Annotated in this window: 18 protein-coding genes; 6 read left to right on the top strand and 12 right to left on the bottom strand. The window is 58.7% G+C overall.

Annotated features, from left to right (window positions below; translation table 11 throughout):
• Window positions 1–176: 176 nt before the first annotated feature.
• The 3 genes from QEH54_RS08230 to QEH54_RS08240 form a co-directional block, all read right to left on the bottom strand.
• Window positions 177–1265, bottom strand: a complete 1089-nt coding sequence (locus tag QEH54_RS08230; RefSeq protein ID WP_309018178.1) for a class I SAM-dependent methyltransferase — start codon at window positions 1263–1265, stop codon at window positions 177–179.
• Between the two features lie 173 nt (window positions 1266–1438).
• On the bottom strand, window positions 1439–3454 hold the full coding sequence (locus QEH54_RS08235; RefSeq protein WP_309018179.1) for a LuxR C-terminal-related transcriptional regulator: 2016 nt from the start codon (window positions 3452–3454) through the stop codon (window positions 1439–1441).
• Window positions 3455–3599: 145 nt separating this feature from the next.
• Window positions 3600–4451, bottom strand: coding sequence for a DUF2911 domain-containing protein (locus QEH54_RS08240; protein ID WP_309018180.1), 852 nt, complete (start codon window positions 4449–4451; stop codon window positions 3600–3602).
• Between the two features lie 181 nt (window positions 4452–4632).
• Here QEH54_RS08240 and QEH54_RS08245 point away from each other — a divergent pair, with 181 nt between their 5' ends.
• The 4 genes from QEH54_RS08245 to QEH54_RS08260 all read left to right on the top strand — a co-directional run bounded on the left by QEH54_RS08245 (window position 4633) and on the right by QEH54_RS08260 (window position 6371).
• Window positions 4633–5205 carry an RNA polymerase sigma factor gene (locus tag QEH54_RS08245; RefSeq protein WP_309018181.1) on the top strand — a complete coding sequence of 191 codons (573 nt, stop codon included), beginning with the start codon at window positions 4633–4635 and terminating at the stop codon, window positions 5203–5205.
• Window positions 5202–5642, top strand: coding sequence for a hypothetical protein (locus QEH54_RS08250; RefSeq protein ID WP_309018182.1), 441 nt, complete (start codon window positions 5202–5204; stop codon window positions 5640–5642). The genes QEH54_RS08245 and QEH54_RS08250 overlap by 4 nt, the downstream gene beginning before the upstream one ends.
• Window positions 5639–5959, top strand: coding sequence for a YbjQ family protein (locus QEH54_RS08255; protein WP_309018183.1), 321 nt, complete (start codon window positions 5639–5641; stop codon window positions 5957–5959). Before QEH54_RS08250 ends, QEH54_RS08255 begins: the two co-directional genes overlap by 4 nt.
• A gap of 220 nt (window positions 5960–6179) precedes the next feature.
• Entirely contained in the window at window positions 6180–6371 is a 192-nt protein-coding gene (locus QEH54_RS08260; RefSeq protein ID WP_309018184.1) for a hypothetical protein, read from the top strand.
• Between the two features lie 301 nt (window positions 6372–6672).
• On the opposite strand, the gene QEH54_RS08265 is transcribed toward QEH54_RS08260, so the two are convergent.
• The 9 genes from QEH54_RS08265 to pyrF form a co-directional block, all read right to left on the bottom strand.
• Window positions 6673–7566 carry a hypothetical protein gene (locus QEH54_RS08265; protein WP_309018185.1) on the bottom strand — a complete coding sequence of 298 codons (894 nt, stop codon included), beginning with the start codon at window positions 7564–7566 and terminating at the stop codon, window positions 6673–6675.
• Between the two features lie 137 nt (window positions 7567–7703).
• Window positions 7704–9449, bottom strand: coding sequence for an ABC transporter ATP-binding protein (locus QEH54_RS08270; RefSeq protein ID WP_309018186.1), 1746 nt, complete (start codon window positions 9447–9449; stop codon window positions 7704–7706).
• Between the two features lie 164 nt (window positions 9450–9613).
• On the bottom strand, window positions 9614–10372 hold the full coding sequence (locus tag QEH54_RS08275; RefSeq protein ID WP_309018187.1) for a glycosyltransferase: 759 nt from the start codon (window positions 10370–10372) through the stop codon (window positions 9614–9616).
• Between the two features lie 28 nt (window positions 10373–10400).
• Entirely contained in the window at window positions 10401–11468 is a 1068-nt protein-coding gene (locus QEH54_RS08280) for an ABC transporter permease (RefSeq protein WP_309018188.1), read from the bottom strand.
• A gap of 81 nt (window positions 11469–11549) precedes the next feature.
• Window positions 11550–12467: an ABC transporter permease gene (locus QEH54_RS08285; RefSeq protein WP_309018189.1), complete on the bottom strand. Its 918-nt coding sequence runs from the start codon at window positions 12465–12467 to the stop codon at window positions 11550–11552.
• 51 nt (window positions 12468–12518) lie between these two features.
• On the bottom strand, window positions 12519–14147 hold the full coding sequence (locus QEH54_RS08290; protein ID WP_309018190.1) for a peptide ABC transporter substrate-binding protein: 1629 nt from the start codon (window positions 14145–14147) through the stop codon (window positions 12519–12521).
• A 19-nt stretch (window positions 14148–14166) separates the two neighbouring features.
• Complete coding sequence (gene ispF, locus QEH54_RS08295; RefSeq protein ID WP_309018191.1) at window positions 14167–14652, bottom strand: 2-C-methyl-D-erythritol 2,4-cyclodiphosphate synthase; 486 nt, start codon at window positions 14650–14652, stop codon at window positions 14167–14169.
• A gap of 46 nt (window positions 14653–14698) precedes the next feature.
• The gene (ispD, locus tag QEH54_RS08300) at window positions 14699–15433 is read right to left on the bottom strand and encodes a 2-C-methyl-D-erythritol 4-phosphate cytidylyltransferase (protein WP_309018192.1); all 735 of its coding nucleotides are present in this window, start codon (window positions 15431–15433) and stop codon (window positions 14699–14701) included.
• 30 nt (window positions 15434–15463) lie between these two features.
• Window positions 15464–16180, bottom strand: coding sequence for an orotidine-5'-phosphate decarboxylase (pyrF, locus tag QEH54_RS08305; RefSeq protein ID WP_309018193.1), 717 nt, complete (start codon window positions 16178–16180; stop codon window positions 15464–15466).
• 23 nt (window positions 16181–16203) lie between these two features.
• On the opposite strand from pyrF, the gene ispE reads away from it, so the two are divergent.
• Together ispE and ptsP are read left to right on the top strand one after the other, a co-directional pair.
• Entirely contained in the window at window positions 16204–17088 is an 885-nt protein-coding gene (ispE, locus tag QEH54_RS08310) for a 4-(cytidine 5'-diphospho)-2-C-methyl-D-erythritol kinase (protein WP_309018194.1), read from the top strand.
• A 109-nt stretch (window positions 17089–17197) separates the two neighbouring features.
• Window positions 17198–18964 (top strand): phosphoenolpyruvate--protein phosphotransferase, encoded by a 1767-nt coding sequence (gene ptsP, locus QEH54_RS08315; RefSeq protein ID WP_309018195.1) that lies wholly within the window; start codon window positions 17198–17200, stop codon window positions 18962–18964.
• Window positions 18965–19052 lie beyond the last annotated feature (88 nt).

Below are 19052 nucleotides of genomic sequence, written 5' to 3' on the forward strand. Positions count from 1 at the left end.
AGGTTCAGGTATTAGCGCCTTAGATGCAGCCTATTTATCTACGGATAGGCATTTGTGTCATATCGCAGGCTGTACCCTTTCTCGCTTCACAATGTCGGTCCCTCTAAGACAGGGAGGCGGCGGCCGCCGGGCTCCGACCTGAGGACTCAGGTCGGAGCGGGCGAAACAGCGAGCTTCTAGCGAGCGATGTAGTAGTAGTTCTGGATATCGTGCTCCAGAGCGTGGCGGGTGACCTCTTCGAACCCGGCGTCGCGAATGAACTCCGTGGTGAGCTCCTCTCCCCACGCCGCCCCGAGCCCGAGACCTCCCTGGGCGAGCGAAACCGTCATGCAATGCATGCAGGAGATGGTATAGATGAGCGGCCCGAGCGGATGCTGCTTGTTTTTGTAGACGTTGGACGAGCCGGCGATGTCCTGCATCAGAAAAACGCCGTCGCTGCGCAGCGTTTTGCGAATGCCTTCCAGCACGTGGTCCGGGCGAGCCTGATCGTGGATGGCGTCGAAGGCGGTCACGATATCGAAGCGGTCGCTCTCCGCGTCCTCGTTGAAGCTGGTCAGGTCGCGGACCTCGAAACTCGCGTTTTTCAGCTGGTAGGCTTTCGCTTCCGCGGTGGCGAAGTCGATCGCTTCCTGGCTGAGATCGTATCCGGTGAAATTGCTATTTGGATACAACTGGGCGAGAGCGCGAACAGCGAAGCCTTGTCCGCATCCGATATCCAGCACTTCGGCGCCTTGTTCCAGCTTGGCGACGATCTCGGGATCGAGAGGGAGGATGTGTTCTTCCAGGGCGTTCACCACGCTCTGGCGGCTGTCCAAGGCCATGACTTCATGGAATCGTGGATACGCTGAGTAGGGAACGCCGCCGCCATGCTTGAAGCAGTCGACGATCTTGTCCTCCACGCTTCCTAGAACTGCGAAGTATTGAGCGAGGTGGGCGAGGCATTCCCCTTCGCCACCCTCGGTTAGCATGGCGGCATGCGAAGCGGGGAGGTGGAAGAAAAGGCCGCTTTCATCGACCTCCACAATCTCTCCCGCCACCATGCAGCCGAGCCATTCGCGCACATAGCGCTCGTCGAGATTTGCGGCGTCCGCGATGGCGTTGCTGCTGGCGGAGTGGGTAAGGCGTTTCATGGTTTCAAACAGGCCGGTTCGGTAGCCGATGGAAACCATCAGTCCGAGCGCGGACTGGTTCATGAGATTGACGAAGCGATCGCCGAAAGCGTTCATCTTGTCGGGATCGATCTGGGTTTGGCATGCGAGACACATAGGAGTTTTCTTTCTATTCAGTTGGTTGCTAGGCGTGGCAGCGAGGAAGAGCTGCCCGATTCGAAACGCATCCTAGCTGTTTCGCTGCAGAAAGGTAACTCGGCGAAATACGGTATCGCCGCCGCGTCACTACGGTAGCGAGATCCCTGGACCGTCTGCCCGTTGCGAGGGAATTACTTAAGAAGGCCGAGTTCGCTGGCTTTGCTGGCCGCCTCCGCTCGGGTGCGACAGCCGAGCCGCTCGATGAGAGCCGCGACATGCATCTCGACCGTGCGCGGGCTGATTTTCAGCTCCGCTGCAGCTTCCTTGTTGGAGCGTCCGGCGGCGATGAGCCGAGCGATTTCCAGCTGCCGTGGAGTGAGCAGATCCGTTCGAGCTCCGCTGGGCGAGCCTTGGTGGCGATCGCGAGCGATGGCTCTGGCTAGCGGTTTGAGCGAAAGTTTTTTAGCGATTTCATCGCTGGCTTTCCAGTGCGCCGTGGCCGCGGCCTCGTTGCCGGCTTGGCTCTCGATGTAGCCCAGGCGCCAGAGCGTCCAAGCTTCTTCGGGCAGCAGCTGCAGGGAGTGGTAGCCCTGGATCGATTCCCACAAACGTTCCGAAGCCAGCGCAGGATTGCCGCTCAACCACGCCTCTTCGGCGCTGGCGGCGAGAAAGGCGAAGCGCGGCTCGGGAGACTCGCTTTCGGAGCAGATGGTGGTGAGCAAGTCGAGGCAGCGTGAAAGGTTCGCCGCGTCGTTTTCCTGAGCGAAACAGCTCGCGGCGCAGAGCAGGCCAGGGATGACATCCTTCCGGTCGTCGGTTTCGTGCCAGAAGTCGATGAGTTCGATAAAGCTGGCAATCGCCACTTCGGTGTTCTGCTCGAGAAACGCATAAGCTCCCTTGGCCCATAGTACGTAAAATTCGAATACAGTGGCGCCATGAACGCGGTTTAGCCGACTGGCTTCATCCAGATCGTGTATGACCTGTGGCGAGCTTGTCCTAAACGCCTGGATACAAGCTTTGGTCGAAAGGGCTCCCGCTTTTAGCTCGCCCTCCGCGCTTAAGGTGTCGATCGCCTCGGCGATGGCGGCGAGACTTTCGTCGAATTGTCCGAGCCGAAAGAAAGCGTAGGAAACGCAGGTGAGGCAGGCTTGGGTGCCGCTTTTCTCGCCCAGCGAGCGACAGCGATTCAAGGCCTCTAGCTCCGTGTCGCGATAGGCTTGGTAGTTGGAGGCGTATTCGTTGATGTTGGCCTGTCGTCGATAGGCGTTTGTTATCTGGTCTGAAAGATCGTTTTCCAGGGCGATGGAGAGCGCCTCTTCGAGGAGTTTTCGGGCGTCGCTGATTCGGCCCGTCATGGCCGTCAGCATGGCGGAGTAGGCCAGCGAGTCGCTGAGCAGGGCCCAGTCGCATTCGCTGCGAGCGGTCTGCTTGACGCTTTCAAGCGTTTCCAAGGCATCGTGCAGTCTGAGCGCGTCGCCTTGCATTTGGGCCAAGCTGCGGCGGATGCGGGCCGCTTCCAGCTTCGCGTCGTTGCGATCGGCCAGCTCAGCGGCTTGCTGGAGGTGTTCTTGAGCCTGGAGGCGGTCGCCAAGGCTGAGAGCGGAACGAGCGAGCTTGCGATAGAGCTCGATGATTTCGGGCATGTCCTGCGAGCTGAGAGCCATCTCGAGAAGCTCGGACCAGACAAGATGGGCGGCGGAGTGGTCGGAGCAGTTGAGGGCGCAGCGAGCCATTTCCCGCAGCATATCTCGACGATGCTCTGGCTCTTCGTCGATAGGCCAGATTTCGAATGCGGCCCGCATGGACGCGAGCGCCTGCCGGTAGTTGTGGGCTTGGCAGGCTGAAAGGGCGTCGCGCAAAAAGTGCTTGCGGGCTTGGGGGTAGTCTTGTGCTCGTCGGTAGAGGCGAGCGATCAGCTCGGGCGGTTCCGAAAGGGCGAGGCAGGCCTCGGCGAGCGACTTGTTGAACGCTCTTTTCTTGGACCAAGCGATGGCGTCGATGGCCGCTTGTCGTTGCGATTCGGATACGAACTGGGCTTCGCCGTCGTCGCATTCTTCCAGAAGACCGAGATCGAAAAGCGGGTCGAGGCTTTCGGCGGGACTTCCGGATTCGAGCAGAACTTGCAGCCGAAAGGGAGTGTCCAGCAGGGCTGCTTTGCTCAGAGCGACCCCCGCGCTGGCAGGGAGTTCAGGAAGTGGATTGGGCATGAGAGAAGGATCAGGTTCGCGGCCGAGTTTGAACGAAACGCTCCGGAGGCCAAGTCAGTTTGCGTTGAGACTTGGATTCGACGGAAACGCGAACTGGGTTTCCCCTTCGCTCTGCTTTGCCCGAAGCAGATCCTTCTCTGGGTTGTTAGAGTTTGGCCAGCTCGCCTTCGATCCAGGCGATGCCCTGCGCGTCGTTGAGACGTTGGGCGGTGTCGAGCGCGGATTGCATGACCGCTTTGGCCTCTTCCGGCTGGTCGAGCGCGCTGAGGACTTTCGACCGCTCGACCGCTAGCCAATAGGCGTCGGGATTTTGCTCGAGGCTCAACCGGTACCACTCCGCGGCCTGTTCGAGGTCCATGTTTTCACGTACGAAGTAGCGAGCCGCTTCTCCCATGTTGGCCCAATGGGGATTGTCGGCTTCGATGACCTCTTTCCGAATGTCCGACATCATCTGCTGATGGTTGCTTTCTTCGGTCACGGAAATGGGAAATGCGACCACGGTTTCGTCCCAGCGAAGCTCGATTCGGGCGGCGTTGTCGGCGACTTGGGCGAAGGCGATTTCGAAGGTTTCGAAGCTCTCTTGCATCGACTTCGAAGGAGCGGTGAAACGGAGCACGTCCAGGGCATCGTCATAAGTGAATGCCCCGAACTGATCGGCATTGGCATTGATGATGATGGTCCATTGGTCCTTGTTCGGGATGGAGAAAAGTCCGTAGCGGCCGGCGGGCAGGGTTGAGCCGCCGATTTGGATTTCGGTGTCGGTGGAGAGCTTGGTACAGGCGTTCGCGCCGGTTCGCCAGACCTCGCCGTAGGGCACCAGGGCGCCGAAGATCTCGCGACCTTTCATGTTGGGACGTGAGTAGTCGACCGTCACGGTCGTCTTTCCGATTTGTTGGGTGACGGTAGAGCGCAGGCTCGCCGGGACGGGAAGAACATCTCCGAAAAGGGAGACAGCGAAGACGAGCGAAAGGGCGGCGAAGAGGCGGATTCGTTTCATAGAGCGGTAGTTGGTTGGGTTGGTATAGGCAGGTCGCGAAAGGAGGGGGGACGACGCGGCATCAGATTGGAATACCCCGGGACGAGCGCGACTCCTTCAAAGAGGTGGATTGAAAAAAAAGTCCGCCTGATTGAATATTCGTGGGGATGGCGGGTTAGAGAAGAAGAAGTCCGTTAGTACCATGAACGAAAGCAAAGCGATTGACCTGTGCCTGCGCCGCCGAGATCCGGCGGGGTTCAACTATCTGGTAGAGCATTTTCGCGAGCAGGCCTTTCGCCACGCTTACGGTTTTATGGGAAATCGGGAAGACGCCAAGGACGCTTGCCAGGACGCGTTTCGCAAGGCCTTCGTGGCCATGCCCAAACTCAAGGAGTTGGAGCGTTTCTATCCCTGGTTCTATAGCATCTTGCGCAACCAATGCTTGAATACGCTGTGTCGTCGAAAGACGGCCCTGAGCAAACGAAGCGAGGTCGAGCGTCAAATGACGGAACGAGGAAGCGGACGCTTGCCAAGCGGAGCGATGGAGCAGGAGGAGGACGCGGCGATGGTGCGAACGGTACTGGAATCGCTCAAGCCGGAGTTCAGGGAAATTCTGATATTGAAGTACTTTTCTGAATACAGCTACGAGGAGATAGCGACCACCCTTGGGATCTGTCGTGGCACGGTGATGAGTCGGCTGTATTATGCGCGAAGCGCTTTTCGAGATGCGCTCGACAAGCAGGAATTGAAGGAAAACGGGAGAATAATGGGATGAGTGAAGAGATGACTGAAATCAAGGTCCTGCTGATGGGATTCATGGATGGGGAGCTGGCTCCTGACGAGATGGCCAGAGTAAACGACGCTCTGATGCGGGACGCGTCGTTGCGAAACGAATACGAGTCGCTCTGCAGGGCTTGCGGAAAACTGGATCGACTCTCTTTCGACCTGCCGGACGAGGAGGAGATGAAACGGCTTTGGAAGAGCCCGTTTTCGCGCTCGGCGAGCTTGTTCGCCTGGAGCCTGATCGTAGCAGGACTGCTCGTCTTGAGCGCCTACACCCTCTACGCGATTTTGTTTTTAAGCGGCGAAGCTCCGCTTGTCACCGTATCGCTGGTGGCGGTCGGCGTCGGTTTTCTCGTGCTTTTCAGTCTCAAGGTTCGAGACCGGGTGAGCACTTATTCCAAAGATCCATACAAGGACATCGAAAAATGATATTATGCACGACTGATGAAATCCCGGGCAAGAAGATCGTAGCGACCTACGGGCTTGTAAGGGGAAATGCAATACGCGCTCGCCATGTGGGCAAGGACATCATGGCAGGGCTGCAAACGCTCGTTGGTGGAGAGATTCATGAATACACCAAGCTGATGGGCGAAGTGCGCGAGCAGTCTCTGGATCGCATGAGCTCCGAGGCCAAGCGCATGGGGGCCAACGCGGTCGTCGGCCTGCGCATGTCGACCTCCATGATCATGAACAACGCCGCGGAAATGGTGGCATACGGGACCGCGGTGAAGGTGGAAGAGGCGTAGCGTCTGATAAGTCTTTGCGACTCTTGGCCGCAGATTCAGGGCATCCGTTTAGGCGTTTTGTCTAGATAGAAACTCTTGAGCATGCGGCGGGTCGTGGCGCGTGCGATGCTATTTATGGAGTTGAATCCAACACTGATCGATCGACTGCTTATGGGGAACAAGTGGCTCGAATCGATTTCTAAATCCACGCATACCAACGGAATGAGAAGGGAAACGTACGATGGGAGGAACAACGAAACAAACTGAAGACCTACTGTATCGTAAGGCCAACAAAGGACTCAAACTCAGCTATCCCTTGGAGGATTGGATAGAAGGCTTGCTCGATCAATATCCCGAGGAGCTCAATTCCATCCGTCCCAAGTCGCCCAACCGAAGGCAACGGCAAAGCCGCAGCGTTCGTTTCTCCGGATAGCGGATCCGGAATCGATCCCGCAAAAAGAGGATGCCTGCGAAGGCATCCTTTTTTCATCGTTCATGGGCCGATACTCCGCCGTTTGCGGTGGTTTGCAGGTCGCGGCGTTGAGGCGAGAATCCAAGGTGGCGGGTCAGCGCCCCGCTCTGCAGGAGGTCTTGGATTGCCTTGAATGAGTTTTTCAATTCCACCCTCCTTGTGGCGGGGGCCGTTATTCGTCCTGACCCTTGGCGAATCGTAGTTCGCCACGAGGTGCCAACCGGTCCGAATCGCTTTTCGCGAAAACGCGGCTTCTCTCGCCTCAGTCGCGTGGCCAGGAGTCGTCGAAAGCCAGTCGAGCCATGCCGCCTTGCTCGTTTGTGATCAGCAAGGTGTTTTCATCGTCCCAGCAAATCGCTTCGCACTGCTTGAAGGACAGCGGATAGCGGTAGGCTTCGCCGGCCAGGTAGTCGTCGGAGTCGCTGGGTTTGAGAAAGACCCAGACCGATCCGTAGGTGAGCACGGCAAGCTTTTGGCCATCGGGCGTGCAGTCGGCTCCGGTCACTCGGTCCCCCGTTTCGAAGCGCGAGAGGTAGGTGGCTGGGTTGCTGACGAAGGGCTCGGTTTGGTCGAGTCGGTACAGTTTGGTGAAGTCATCGCTGCGGTGCTTGGTGAGCAGATAGATCTGGTCGTTTGCGTAGAAAAGGGCTTCGCAGTCGAAGTTCTTGTCAGCCTCGTCGGGGAAGCCGGTCTGGTCCGGATAGTGGAAATCGATGCGTCGCCGCACGCGGGTGGTGCGCTGCTCGCGTGGATTGGGCTCGGGCACGACGTAGATGGCCAGATCGCGGCGCGTGTTTCCGTTGTTTCCGAAGGCCCCGATCAGCAAGTTTCCTTGATCGTCGGCCGCGATGTCCTCCCAGTCGATGTTGACCGCCCCTGCGATGGTGATGCCGACGAATGGCGAATCATGATCCTCCGCCCATTCGGTTTTGATGCCGCGTCCGTTGGCGTCGATGGCGAAGATGCGAGCCTCGTCGCCGGAGTCATTGTGGGTCCAGTACACGCCTTGCCACAGGCGGCTTTTCACGATGCCGGAGGACTCGTTGATGGCTTTTTCGGAAATCTCAGCGTAGCGCTCGAGCTTTGGTCCGTTGGCGGCGCAGGCCGCGGCCGCGGCGAGAAAGGAAAAGGATGCAAGTCGGAATAAAGGCGTCATCGCTAGGAAGCGTGGCAGATCGCATGCCAAGTTCAACCAGCGAGTGGTGACGTTTCGAGGACGCCAGCGATTCGGTCGGAGTCGATGAGCAGTTCGCGCCTGTCGGTAGCGAATTTCTGGATACGAAGCTTGCTCGCTCAGCTGGCCTGCTGCTGGTCGTAGAGCGACTTGTACAGCGGGCAGCGAGGGTACAGCTCCTGGTGCGAGCCGCTGTCGATGATCTCGCCGTCCTGGAAGACGAGGATCTTGTTAGCGTTTTTGATGGTGCTGAAACGGTGGGCGATGATGAGCACCGTCTTGCCGACGACCAGCTTTTCGAGGGCTTGCTGCACCTTGGCCTCCGACTCGGAGTCCAGAGCCGACGTCGCTTCGTCGAGAATGAGGATCGGCGCGTCGCGCAGAAATGCCCGGGCGATGGCGATGCGCTGTTTTTGTCCGCCCGAGAGTCGAGCGCCACGTTCTCCTACCAGAGTGTTGTATCCATCCGGGCAGGTCGATGGCTCGGTGATGAAGTCGTGGGCGAAGGCTTGGCGGGCCGCTTCGCGAACCTCCGCATCGGTGGCGTCCTGCCGGCCGAGTCGGATGTTTTCCATAATGGTGTCGTCGAAGAGCACCGGCTCCTGGGAAACGATGGCTATGTGGTCGCGCAGGTCGGTGAGGCGAAAGCGACGCAGATCGTGCCCGTCCAGAAAGATGCCGCCGAAGCTGACGTCGTAGAAGCGCGGCACCAGGTTGGCGAAGGTGGACTTTCCGGCTCCGGAAGGGCCGACCAAAGCGCATACGTCGCCCTTTTCGATGCGGGCGTTGGCGGATTTGAGAGCGGGCGTATCGTCGTAGGAGAAGGAGACGTCGCGAAACTCGATTTCGCCGTTTACGCTCTCCACCTCGATCGGTTCCTCCGGATCGTCGATATCCACCGGAGAGTCCATGATTTCGGCGATGCGCTGGTAGGAGGCGACGCCTTTGGAGAGCTCCGAAGCGAAGGTGCCCAGCTTTTTCACCGCGGTGTAGGTCAGGTACAGGGCCAGGAAGATAGCGGTGAAGACCCCGCCTGGCACCCCATTGTAGTAGCCGATGATGAAGGCGATGGAGAGGCCGATGGATGAGCAGACTTCCACCACAGGACCGAGTCCGAAGGAGTATTTGACCACTTTCATCTGCGAGCGAAACAGGTCCGACAAGCGGGCCACGAAGCGACGGTTTTCCCGATCCTGCAGGTTGAAGGCTCTGATTTCGCGGGCGGCGGTGAGGTTTTGGGCCAGCGAGTTGGTCAAGCTGCCCAGCTCCTCCTGCTGCTCGCGGGCCTTGTACTCGATTTTGTGGCTGAAGGATCGGATCGGGAAGATGACGATGGGCAGGGCGACCAGACAGAGGTACACTTGATAAACGCCTTCGTTTTCGATCGCCAGCATGGTGAGACGATAGATGCAGCCGAGGATCACCGCGGGCTGAATGATGACGTTTTTCGCGATGAAGGTCAGGGTCTGCTGAAGGGCGCTCACATCGGAAGTGATGCGCGAAATGAGGTCGCCGGTTTTCGAACTCTGAAAGTAGGCCAGCGGCAGGCGCTGCACCTGGAAGAACACCTTGGCCCGCAGGTCCCGGATGGCGTCTAGCCCAGCGAGATTGAGCAGGTAGGCGCTGCCGAAAAGGCAAACGCCGATGACCAGAAAGATGGCGGGAAACCCAGCCGCGATGGCAATGACTTCGGAGCGGGAAAGCCCCCGGTCTCCGTTGAGGATCAAGGTGAAGAGCTGCTCGACGCCTTTGGTCAGAAACGCCCCCGTGACAGCTCCGGCGATGGAGCCCAGCAGGACCGCCAGCCCGAGGGTCTTCTTGTGGGCGGAAAGCAGCCGCAGAAAAATTTTCAGATCTTTTAGCACGAGTGGGAGAAAAGGAAGGTATTGGTCGTGTCGGGGAAAGGGTTAACCACAAACCCCGCTGAATGCACAAGGACAATGCGGAATCGCGGGCCGCCGGGTCGACTCGAAACTGCGCAACTCTTTTTTGCAACGTTGCAAAAAAGAGTTGCCCATCCGGCGGGACGCTAGCGGCGTTTGGGGTACCAGTAGGTGAGCAGGCGGCGGCTGAAGCGCCGGGCCAGGCGTCGCGGGAGCAGATAGAAAAGGGCGAAGGCGAGTAGGGCGGATAGGTTGGAAACGAACAGTCGGGCCAGCGAGCGCGGGGTGAGCTCGCCCTTGCGTCCGGAAGTGACCACCGGATGGCGGTGCAGGACGGGATAGCGTTTTCCTCGGCGGCGGCCATAGCGCTTGAGGCGCATCTGAAATTCGACCTCTTCCAGAGCGAAAAGGTCGTGAGTGAATCCGTCCAGATCGCGGAAGGCTTGTCCTTCGCACAACAGGCAGGCCCCGCCGCTCATTTTGATCAGCCGGTAGATGGGATTCATGCGCTCCAGGCGGAGACGATTGAAGGGGGTGCCGTCCGGTACGGTTATAGTAGTGCCGCATCCGATCACGTCGCCGCTCGCTATGGCGTCCAGCAGGTCGGAGAGCAGTTCCGTGCTCGGGTAGGAGTCTGCGTCGACAAAGAGCAGCCAGTCGCCTAGGGCCGCGGCGGCGCCTTTGTTGCGAGCCCGCGAGATCTGATTGATCGGTTCGAAGACGACTTTCGCCCCCAGCTCGCGTGCAACTTGGGCGGTGCGATCGTTGGAGTTGTTGTCGCAGACGATGAGTTCGAATGTGACACCGGGGCGGGTGTTTGCGGCGATAGCGGCTTGTATTCGTCGAATGGATTCGCCGATGCGTTGTTCCTCGTCGAAAGCCGGGATGACGATGGAAAGCAGCATGGCGAAATTTCGGACTGGCCGGGCTCCGTTAGTCCTTGGCCGATTTGACGTCGAGGGCGTCACGCAGGCCGTCGCCTAGGAAGTTCATGGAAAACAAGGTGGCGGAAAAAAAGAGACTGGGAGCGATAAGTTGCCAAGGGGCGGAGCGCATGGACTGCTGTCCCTCCTGGATCAGGCTCCCCCAGCTTTCGGTACCCGCTTGCATGCCAAGCCCCAGGAAACTCAGGATCGACTCGAGCAGAATGACTGCGGGCACTAGCAAGGTGGCGTAGACCACGACCGGTCCAAGTAGGTTGGGAGCGATGTGCCGGGTGATGATGTGAAATGTGGATACGCCGGTGGCTTTGGCGGCCGCGACGAAATCCTGATCCTTCAAGTGGATGACCTGCCCGCGTACGATACGGGCCATGGTGAGCCATTCGACGGCTCCGATTGCGATGAAGACTAGCAGGATTTTGTATTCGAAATCTTCGAACAGGACCATGAGCAGGATAACGAAGATCAGAAACGGCAAGGCGTAGAGGATGTCCACGCAGCGCATCATAAAAGCGTCCAAGCGCCCGCCGATATAACCCGAGATCGATCCGTAGGTCACACCAATGAGAAGCGCGGTGAGGGTTGCTAGAAATCCGACGCTAAGCGAAATGCGCCCGCCGCGCATCAGTCGAGCCAGCATGTCGCGTCCCTTGATATCGGTGCCGAGAAGATGAAAACTCGTTGTAGGGGTGAAGAGGATACCATTGATGAGTTGAGGCTCGCCAGTGGAGAGCGCCGCGACATCGCTCTGAGGATCAAGGGCGTAAACTTCGGCGAAGTCTTCCACGGTGGTGATCTCGTCCGGCGTTTCCTTTTCCGGATCGAATCGGACTTCCACCAGTTCGGCGGTGGTGAATGGTAGAGTGCTATCCAGAGCGAGCACCTGTCGATCGGGAGAAACGTGGTACACCAGCGGCCCCGCGAAGGAAAAGAGGGTGACGAAGATAAAGAAACCCAGGCCCATCATAGCGAGCCGGTTGTCCGCAAGTCGCCGCAGCGCTTCTCTCCACAGCGAGCGGGGAGCGGTTTGTTCGGTGGCGAGATTTGGCGAGAGGCGCATGAGTGAAAGTGGAAATGAAAGAAGGAAAAATTAAGAGCTTTGGGAGCTGGCAGGTGGCTAACGAACTGTGATAGGCGGCGCTTAGCTCAGGCGGAGCCGAGGGTTGAGCAGGACTTGCAGGACGTCGACCGCCAGGTTGGCAAGCATGATCAGAGTGGCGTAGAAGAGCACCGTGGAGAGGATGAGCGACTGGTCCTGGTTGAAGGCGGCTTGCACGAAGTGTCGACCAAGCCCCGAAACTTGGAAAATGGTTTCTACCACGAAGGAGCCAGTGATTAGGCCAGCGAGGGTGGGGCCGAGAAAGGAAACGACAGGAAGAATGCCGCCGCGCAAGGCATGCACTACCACGGCGCGAAATTCACTGGCGCCTTTGGCTCGAGCGGTGCGGACGAAGTCGGAGCTCAGGATTTCCAGCATGCCGCCGCGGGTCAGACGGGCGATGTAAGCAGCGTAGAACAGTCCAAGGGTGAGCGAGGGGAGAATCCGGTCCTGCACGGAGGACCAACCCGAAATGCTGGTCCATTGTAACCAAATGCCGAATACTAAAGCGAGAATTGGCCCGATGACGAAGGTCGGCAAGCAGATGCCGATCATGGCCAGGCTCATGGGGGCGTAGTCGAGGGCGGTGTTTTGGCGAGCGGCTGCGAGCACGCCCGCGGGAATGCCAAAGAGAAGGGCGATCAGGATCGCCCAAGCCGCGAGTTCCAAGGAAACGGGAAAGGCTTCGGAGATGATATCCGCCGAGGTAAGGCCCGGGTGGCTGGTAAGCGGCGGGAGGTCGAGCTTCAGGTGTCGAAAAAGGGTAGTGAAATACTGGATATGGACCGGCTGGTCGTAGCCGTAGTACGCCTTCTGGTTTTCGATGATATGGGCCGCGACTTTTCGCTCCTCCGAAAAGGGGCTTCCGGGCGAGAGCCGCACCATGAAGAAGGTGATGGTGTAGATCGCCAGCAGGACCGGAATGGCTTGTCCAAGTCGTATGAGGATGAATCGAAGCATTGACTGAAAGGAAGATGGAAGAAGGAGGGAAGGAGCGTTGCGGGGAGGCGGTTAGTTTTCCGTCGGTTCCAACGATATGTACTTGTAGTTGCGGTTGTCGGTGATTTTCGGATACCAGCCCTTTACTTCAGGCGCGATGCGGTAGATGCGATTGTAGAAGTAGAGCGGGATGATCGGGAGCTCGTCCATTAGAATCGACTCTGCCTCGTGCAGTAGCTCCAGACGGCGTTCCGCGTCGGGTTCGGTGATGGAGCGAGTGATCAGCTCGTCGTAGCGGGCGTTGCTCCAGCCGGTATTGTTGTTGCCGTCACCCGTGCGGAACATGGTCAGGAAGGTGTCGGGGAAAACGTAGTCGCCGATCCATCCCGATCGCGAGATTTCGTAGTCGAGGTTGTGCTGGGTTTCGAGAAAGGTTTTCCATTCCTGGTTTTGCAGTTCGCATTCGATGCCTAGGACGTTCTGCCACATTTGCTGGATGGCTTCGGCGATCTGCTTATGCTGTTCGGAGGAATTGAAAAGCAGGGTGAGTTTAGGAAAGCCTTTTCCCTGCGGATAGCCCGCCTCGGCTAGCAGGGCGCGGGCCTTATTGGGATTGAAGGAATCCTGTTTGGGCGGTTCGTAGCCTGCGATGCCGTCTGGGGTGAGAGATAGAGCGATGTGCTGGTCGCCCTTGGTGACGCGTTTCACGAGAGCCTTACGATTGATGGCGAGAAAGAGAGCTTGGCGCACGCGTTTGTCGGAGAGATGCGGCTCGGTAGTGTTTATCTTATAGTAGTAGGTGGCGATCCAGGGCTCCATGCGAAGGTAGGGATCGCCCTTCTTCTTGTAGAGGGGAATCATATCCGACGGAACTGTATTTTGGTAGTGGATACCGCCGGAATTGAAGACGCGATCCTCGGTGGAAATATCGTCGATGGGGAGGAAATGAATCTCTTTTATGGATACGTTTTCGGCATCCCAGTAGTAGGGATTTCGCTCCACGGAAACGATCTTGTTGATGACCCAGTTCTTGAGCTGGTAGGGGCCGTTGCTGACGTAGTTTTCCCGGGTCCAATTGGAGTCCGGCTTGCTCATGCCTCCTGCTGCTTCGATGGTCGGAGGGTGGACTGGGTACCAAGTCGGATGCTTGAGGAGGTTGAGAAAGTAAGGCGTGGGGCCTTCGAGGGTGATTTCCAGCGTGTAGTCGTCGAGGGCCTGGACGCCGACTTCTGAAAAGTCCTCCAGGACGCCTTCGTTGAAAGCCTTGGCATTTTTCAGCACCCAAAGCAGTTGGGCGTATTTGGCACCCAGTTTGGGGCTGAGCATGCGCTGGAAAGAGTAGACGAAATCGTGGGCGGTGACGGGGTCTCCGTTTGACCAGCGGGCGTCTTCGCGAAGGGAGAATGTCCAGACGGTGGCGTCGATGTCGCTCCAGGACTTGGCCACTCCCGGTTCGGGCAGATTGTCGTCCGTCGGGTGGTAGACGACCAGTCCTTCCATCAGGGCGGAAACGATGCGGTTTCCGTTGTTGGAGGTGTTGAGGTGCGGGTCGATGCTTGGAGGCTCGCCCTCGTTTCCGAAAAGCAGAATGCCTTCACGGGCGGCGATGTCGCGCTCGAGCGTATCGCCGTTTTGGCTGCAGGCGCTGAGCAGGCAGGTTAAGACAAGGATGAAGGCGTAGGCTGCGAATCGGTGAAGCACGGAGTGGATGGAAGGCTTGCTAGGTCTTGCAGATGAGAGCGGTGGCGTGGGCGGCGATGCCCTCGGCTCGGCCGAGCGAGCCCAGCTTTTCGTTGGTGGTGGCTTTGATGCCGATCTGAGCTTGGCTTATGCCAGCGCTGGCTGCGAGACGTGTTTTCATTTCTTCGACCCGCGGATAGATCTTCGGTTTCTCGGCGATGAGGGCGGAATCGATATTGACGATGGTCCAGCCTTGGTCGGCGAGGGTTTCGCAAACGTCGGCCAGCAGCTCCTGGGAATCGATGCCTTTGTACTTCGGATCCGTATTCGGAAAGTAATGACCGATGTCCGGAAGCCCCGCAGCGCCCAGCAGGGCGTCGCAGATGGCGTGCGTGAGCACGTCGGCGTCGGAATGACCGTCGAGGCCGTAGGGAGTGTCGAATGAGACGCCTCCCAGCACCATGGGGCGTCCGTCCTTGAAGGGGTGAATGTCGTAGCCGAGGCCGATGCGGATGTTGGGAAGCATTTTGGAGATTCTGATAGGTGACGCGTGAGGGATGGATGAAGGAAAATCAGACCGATTGGCTGAGCAGGAATTCGAGGTAGGGAAGGTCGGCGGGCGTGGTGAGTTTGGGATTGGGTCGCTGGTTGTCGATGAAGACGACGGGTTGGCCGAGGGACTCGATTGCGGAGAGATCGTCGGTGATGGGGCGATTTTCCGCGACGATTCGTTGATAGGCTTCGAGGATGAGGGCTCGGCGAAAGGTTTGAGGCGTTTCCATGGCCCAGAGCTTGGAGCGGTCGACCGTGGCAAGCTGGTAGGCAGTTTGCTGGGAGCTCGGGCTCGAAGAGCTGGAGCTGACGGACTTTAAGGTGTCGGTCACCGGGCGTGCCAGGCAAGCGGCTCCCGTTTCCGCGGCAGCGGCGATGGAAACGCGGATGGCTTGCGGAGTGACGCAGGGGCGAGCGCAGTCGTGGATGAGCACGATTTCGGTGGCGGGCGGGCAGGCTTGCAAGCCTGCCCAAACGGAGTCCTTGCGTTCGGCTCCGCCGCGAGTGAAAGAGGATGACAGGGTTGGCGGGATGAGCGGCTTGATGAGGGTTTCTTGCTCGTGGTCGCGACAAACGACAACCAGGCGCTGTACCGCGCCGCTGGCGACGAAGGCGGCGATGGAGTGGGCGATGACCGGTTTGCCTGCTAGGCAGGCGAGGATTTTGTCCGCGACGGCGCCGCGCATGCGGTTTCCCGAACCTCCCGCCAGGAGGATGGCGGCGGAGCGAAGGGAAGGAGTGGGCGGGGTGCTCATGGGGGGTGCGGCTGGCCCGGCGGTCCAGCCCTACCGTTGCAGTTCCGCGTTGATCGAAGCGACCACGGCGGCGGGGTCTTCGGCTCCGTAGATCGGGCGGCCCACCACGATGAAGTTCGAACCGACCTCGCGGGCTTGTGCGGGGGTCATGATGCGCTTCTGATCGCCCGCGGCGGAACCGGTGGGACGCACGCCAGGCGTGACCAAGGTGAAGTGGTTTCCAAACGCGGCTCGCAAGGTTTGCACCTCGTGGGTGGAGCAGACCAGGCCGGACATGCCGGCATCCTTGGCCAAGCTCGCCAGTTGGGCCACGCGGTCGGCGGGCGTCTGTTGGATGCCCAGCAGATCTAGGCTGCTTTGATCCATGGAGGTGAGCACCGTGACACCCAGCAACTGGAGGTTCGGGTTGATGTTTTCCTGGGCTTTGACGGCCCATTCCATCATCTCCTTGCCGCCGCAGGTGTGGATGGTGAGCATCTGTATTGGCAGTTTACCTACGGATTCCACGGCTTTGGCCACGGTGTTGGGGATGTCGTGCAGCTTGAGATCGAGAAAGACGTTCACGCCCAGATCGGCGATCTGGCGCACGTAGTCGGGGCCGTACTTGGTGAACATCTGCAGGCCGATCTTGGCCCATCTCAGCTCGGGACCCGCTTTTTCGAGGAGGTCGAGCGCGTCCGCGCGGTCTTCGATGTCCAGGGCGAGGATGAGCTCGCAGGCGTTTTTGCTTTGATTGGTATCCGACATGTAGGTTTTTGTTTGCGGCGACTATGGGACAAATCGAGGTTTTCAGTCCAGCAAAGATCAACCTGTTTCTATCGGTCGTCGGCCGCATGGAAACTGGCTTCCACCAGCTGGCGAGTTTGGTGGCTCCGCTGGAGTTTGGGGATCGACTGAAAATCGAAGCTCGGGAGGCCTCAGCTTCCTCGGTGGAGCTGAGCTGCTCGGACGCTACGCTGCCTACCGACGAGCGAAACCTGGCCTACGCGGCGGCGGTGGCGTTTCTGGCGCGGTTCGACTTGAGTTGGAAGGTTCGCATCGATCTGGAAAAACGCATCCCGCACGGGGCGGGCTTGGGGGGCGGGAGCAGCAACGCGTCCGCGGTTTTGGAAGGCTTAAACGCGCTTTCCGGCCAGCGGGCTTCCAAGCAGGAGCTGCAGGAACTCGCGGCGCGGCTGGGCTCGGATTGTCCGTTGTTTCTCGCTCGTCGGCCGGTGATCATGCGCGGACGCGGCGAGCTGCTGAGCGATCTGCCGGAGGGCCCGCGCCAGAGCCTGTCCGGTCAACGCGTGGTGCTGTTCAAACCCAGTTTTCCCATCGGAACCGCCTGGGCCTATGGCAGCTTGGCTAAGCGGGAAAACGGCTACGACGATCCGGCCTGGGCGGAGTCGCGCCTGTCGGCGTGGAGGGAAGGGGAACTCCAGTTGCGGGAGCTGCTGCACAACAGTTTTGCAGCGGTCGCATACCGCAAGTACCTCGCCTTGCCGGTCCTTGATAAGAAGCTCGAATCGGCCGGAATCGACATGCTAATGTCGGGTAGCGGCAGTTGCTGTTTCGCCTTGGTTAGCAAGGATAAGGAGGAATCGGCGATACGCGAGATAGTGACGAAGACCTGGGGTCCTCGGACCTTTTGGGGCATGTCAAAACTAATATAATGATATTGACGGGCCTATGAGGTATTTCATCTTGAGGCGTTCGCCGAACCAGTTTGCTATGGATGCTTCTTGCTCCTAGCCTTCCTTTCCCGTCTTCTTCACTCTGCAAATGGAACCCACTGATAAACAGGAATCTGTCTTCGAAGGGATCGCTGCCTCGCCAGGGATCGCTCACGGGCAGGCCTTTCTGTTGACGCATCGCGAAATCACCGTGCCGGAGTATTCGATAAGCGCGGACAAGATCGATGCAGAGGTGGATCGTTTGGACAATGCGATCGTCAAGACGCGCCAGCAGATTCAGAAGATCCAAAACGAGATTCGCGGAACGATCGGCGAGGATGAGGCCCGAATCTTCGACGCTCACCTTCTGGTTCTGGAAGATCAGGCTTTGATCGGCGAAGCCATTCGAGATATGCAGACCGAGCTCAGCAACATCGAGAGCTCGATCTGGAAAATCGGACATCGCTACGTCGAGGCTTTCGCTCAGATCGACGACGAGTATTTGAAGGAGCGGGCCAGCGACATTCGCGATGTGATGCGGCGCTTGCTCAGCAACCTGACCGGCGAGCAGCTGCAGCACTTGGGCGAGTTCGTGAACAACAAAGTTCTGGTGGCTCACGATGTGACGCCGTCCGACTCAGCCTCCATGGATCAGGCGAACCTGCTGGGCATCGTGACGGACGCTGGCAGCAAGACTAGCCACGCGGTGATCGTAGCTCGGTCCATGAACATCCCTGCGGTGGTTGGCTTGGGGGACATCACCTCCAAGATCAATCAGAACGCGGTGATTCTGGTGGATGGATACGACGGCAAGGTCGTCGTCAACCCCAGCGAGGCCACGCTGTTTCGTTACGGAAAGCTGAAGGACAAGAAGCGTTCGCTGGAGAAGCGAATGATCGAGTATTCGAAGGAGGCTTCGGCGACGCGCGACGGCCATCCGGTCAAGCTGATGGCCAACATAGAAAAGGCCGATGAAGCGGAGCGCGCCTTGGAGTTGGGAGCTGACGGCATCGGGCTTTTTCGCTCGGAGTATCTTTTTATGAACACGCACAAGCTGCCGACGGAGGAGGAGCAGTTTCAGGCGTACAGGAAGGCTGTGGAAAAGATGAACGGCCTGTCGGTAACCATTCGCACCTTGGATCTCGGCGGCGACAAGGTTTTCGATTCATCGGAGGTTTCGATGTACCGCGAGTCGAATCCGTTTCTTGGATACAGAGCGGTTCGGTTCTGCCTCGATCACGAAAACGTATTCAAAGCGCAATTGCGAGCAATCCTCCGGGCGAGCGCCTTCGGGGACGTGCGCATCATGTATCCGATGATCAGCGGCGCTTTGGAGCTGAGCCAGTGCAACGCTCTGCTAGAGACCACCAAGAACGAGCTTCGTACGGAGGGGATCGCGTTTGACGAAAAGATCAAGACTGGCGCCATGATCGAGATCCCTAGCGCTGCGATCGCGGCGGACACCTTGGTGGAAGGTTCGGATTTCTTCAGCATCGGCACGAACGACCTCATTCAGTACTTGATCGCGGTGGATCGTCTCAACGATCGCGTGGCCCATCTTTACGAGCCCACGCATCCCGCGGTGGTGCGCACGCTGAACATGATCGTCGAGGCGGCCCGAAAGGGTAAGATCGGTGTTAGCATTTGTGGCGAAGTGGCTGGTGATCCGGTGATGGTTCCGCTGTTGGTGGGGCTAGGGATGGAGTGCCTGAGCATGTCGTCCACCTTGCTGCCCAACGTGAAGTTCGTGGTGCAAAACATGGACATGAGCGAAGCCAAGGCCATCGCGAAAATGGCTTTGGAGGAGACCGACGGCTCGGTGATCCTGGAGCACCTGCTCGACTTCTATACCTCGCGCATGGATCAGCTTTATTAGGTCCGGGCCGGATGTGGCGCGACTTTGCCCAGCGTCGGTTGGGCTGTTGTTGCATGAAGCGCGTCCGGAGTTCCCGCTCCAGCTTCGG

The sequence above is a fragment of the Pelagicoccus sp. SDUM812003 genome (genome assembly GCF_031127815.1).
In the GTDB taxonomy this organism is placed as follows: domain Bacteria; phylum Verrucomicrobiota; class Verrucomicrobiia; order Opitutales; family Opitutaceae; genus Pelagicoccus.

What these genes read in the sequence shown, in the direction of transcription:
- QEH54_RS08230 (WP_309018178.1), bottom strand. Translation starts at nt 1,265, where the DNA reads ATGTGTCTCGCATGCCAAACCCAGATCGATCCCGACAAGATGAACGCT.
- QEH54_RS08235 (WP_309018179.1), bottom strand. Translation starts at nt 3,454, where the DNA reads ATGCCCAATCCACTTCCTGAACTCCCTGCCAGCGCGGGGGTCGCTCTG.
- QEH54_RS08240 (WP_309018180.1), bottom strand. Translation starts at nt 4,451, where the DNA reads ATGAAACGAATCCGCCTCTTCGCCGCCCTTTCGCTCGTCTTCGCTGTC.
- QEH54_RS08245 (WP_309018181.1), top strand. Translation starts at nt 4,633, where the DNA reads ATGAACGAAAGCAAAGCGATTGACCTGTGCCTGCGCCGCCGAGATCCG.
- QEH54_RS08250 (WP_309018182.1), top strand. Translation starts at nt 5,202, where the DNA reads ATGAGTGAAGAGATGACTGAAATCAAGGTCCTGCTGATGGGATTCATG.
- QEH54_RS08255 (WP_309018183.1), top strand. Translation starts at nt 5,639, where the DNA reads ATGATATTATGCACGACTGATGAAATCCCGGGCAAGAAGATCGTAGCG.
- QEH54_RS08260 (WP_309018184.1), top strand. Translation starts at nt 6,180, where the DNA reads ATGGGAGGAACAACGAAACAAACTGAAGACCTACTGTATCGTAAGGCC.
- QEH54_RS08265 (WP_309018185.1), bottom strand. Translation starts at nt 7,566, where the DNA reads ATGACGCCTTTATTCCGACTTGCATCCTTTTCCTTTCTCGCCGCGGCC.
- QEH54_RS08275 (WP_309018187.1), bottom strand. Translation starts at nt 10,372, where the DNA reads ATGCTGCTTTCCATCGTCATCCCGGCTTTCGACGAGGAACAACGCATC.
- QEH54_RS08280 (WP_309018188.1), bottom strand. Translation starts at nt 11,468, where the DNA reads ATGCGCCTCTCGCCAAATCTCGCCACCGAACAAACCGCTCCCCGCTCG.
- QEH54_RS08285 (WP_309018189.1), bottom strand. Translation starts at nt 12,467, where the DNA reads ATGCTTCGATTCATCCTCATACGACTTGGACAAGCCATTCCGGTCCTG.
- ispF (WP_309018191.1), bottom strand. Translation starts at nt 14,652, where the DNA reads ATGCTTCCCAACATCCGCATCGGCCTCGGCTACGACATTCACCCCTTC.
- ispD (WP_309018192.1), bottom strand. Translation starts at nt 15,433, where the DNA reads ATGAGCACCCCGCCCACTCCTTCCCTTCGCTCCGCCGCCATCCTCCTG.
- pyrF (WP_309018193.1), bottom strand. Translation starts at nt 16,180, where the DNA reads ATGTCGGATACCAATCAAAGCAAAAACGCCTGCGAGCTCATCCTCGCC.
- ispE (WP_309018194.1), top strand. Translation starts at nt 16,204, where the DNA reads ATGGGACAAATCGAGGTTTTCAGTCCAGCAAAGATCAACCTGTTTCTA.
- ptsP (WP_309018195.1), top strand. Translation starts at nt 17,198, where the DNA reads ATGGAACCCACTGATAAACAGGAATCTGTCTTCGAAGGGATCGCTGCC.